General features: G+C 72.1%; 1 protein-coding gene. It reads right to left on the bottom strand.

Annotation, left to right across the window (positions count from 1 at the left end):
* Positions 1-63 precede the first annotated feature (63 nt).
* On the bottom strand, positions 64-1,041 hold the full coding sequence (locus ACJOT3_RS34450) for a DUF3558 domain-containing protein (protein ID WP_406977322.1): 978 nt from the start codon (positions 1,039-1,041) through the stop codon (positions 64-66).
* Positions 1,042-1,480: the final 439 nt, after the last annotated feature.

A 1,480-nucleotide genomic window follows, 5' to 3' on the forward strand; every position in this document is an offset into this window, starting at 1 on the left:
CGCGGCGTTCGCCGCGGCCCCTCCGTCCTGTCTGTTCCTTCTCCGGTGCCCGGGGGTCCGGGGTCAGCCGGCGCCGAGCAGGGCGAGGGCGTCCTCACCGGCGTAGAGCATGGTCTGCTCGATGTCGTCGGGGAGCGTGAACTTCTCGACGTCGGCGTCGGAGGCGCTGAAGCCCGCCGCCATGGTGTACGTGACCTCGATGTTCACGTTGCCCGAGCGGATGAACACGATGGCCGTGGGGACGGGCTGGCCGAGCCAGTCGTACTTCGTGGTGATGTAGACGGCCTCGTCGCCCAGCGCGATCTCCTTGTCCACGTCCAGGTGCTCGGAGTCGTACAGGGAGTACGAGCCCTGGCCGCGGGCGTTGGAGAGGGCGTCCTGGAAGTCGCTCTTGGCGCCCTCGATGGAGTCCGAACCGGCGTAGGGGGTCGAGTACTCGACGTCGTAGGTGCCGAACATGGTGTCCGGGTTGCCCGCGGGGGCGGCACCGCTGATGTCGGAGCAGGAGGACCGGTTGTCGCTGGTGCTCTTGGAGCCGTCCTGGGCCATGAGCAGGCCCTCGGCCACGCGGTCGGTCAGGGCCTCGCAGGGCTCGATCGGAAGCGTGTAGGGGGGCTCGCCCGCCGGGCCGCCGCCGCCCGCGGGCTCCTCGACCGGCTCCTCCGGCTCGCTGGCCGGCTCGGAGGCCTCGGGGCTGACCTGCGGCGGGTCCGCGACGTTGCCGCCCGGGTCGTTGCGGTTGGTGGCGAGCATGATGATGAGCGCGACCACGAGGACGACGATCACCGCGCCGCCACCGATGACCACCCACAGGGCGGCCTTGCCGCCGCTCTTGGGCGGCTGCGGCGGCGGGTAGCCGCCGGGGGGACCGTAGGCGGGCTGTCCGCCCGTGTACGCGCCCTGCGGCGCGTAGCCCGGCTGCCCACCGGTGTGGGGGTCGCCGTAGGGACCGCCCGGCGGGCCGTAGGGAGGCTGGCCTCCCGTGCCGTCGCCGCCGTACGGGTTCTGCGGTGGCTGGTTGTAAGGACCGTTTTCGCTCATGGCTCCCCTCGCCCGGATGATGTGTTGACGTGTTGTCTGGGACGCGTGTCGGCGTCTGTGGGTTCGTGTGACTTTCCGAAGTCGGGTCGAAAGGGACGCCGGTGACGTTCACACGGGCAGGGCGCGCCGCCCGTGGCCACCGAACCGCGGGCGAGAACGGGGGAGTGGGGGCGGGGCGGGCCCTGGTGTCTCCAGGTGGCCCCGGCTCTGATGCGCCGGGGCGGCCGGCGGGTCTGCCACCGGCCGGGGACGTCTGCATCCTAATCGGCGCACCCCGGAGCACGGCAGGTCGGGGTGGGGGTGCGTAGGCGAATCGTCACTGTTTCGTGTCGATCGCGTGCACCGTTCGTTCCCGGGCGTCCACTCCTCGGGACGGCCGACCGGGACCGCGCGACCCGGGATCGTGCGAGCCGGGATCGTGCGAGCCGGGGCAGTGCGA

It is taken from the genome of Nocardiopsis protaetiae, from assembly GCF_045446735.1.
GTDB classification, from domain to species: domain Bacteria; phylum Actinomycetota; class Actinomycetes; order Streptosporangiales; family Streptosporangiaceae; genus Nocardiopsis; species Nocardiopsis protaetiae.

What these genes read in the sequence shown, in the direction of transcription:
- ACJOT3_RS34450 (WP_406977322.1), bottom strand. Translation starts at nt 1,041, where the DNA reads ATGAGCGAAAACGGTCCTTACAACCAGCCACCGCAGAACCCGTACGGC.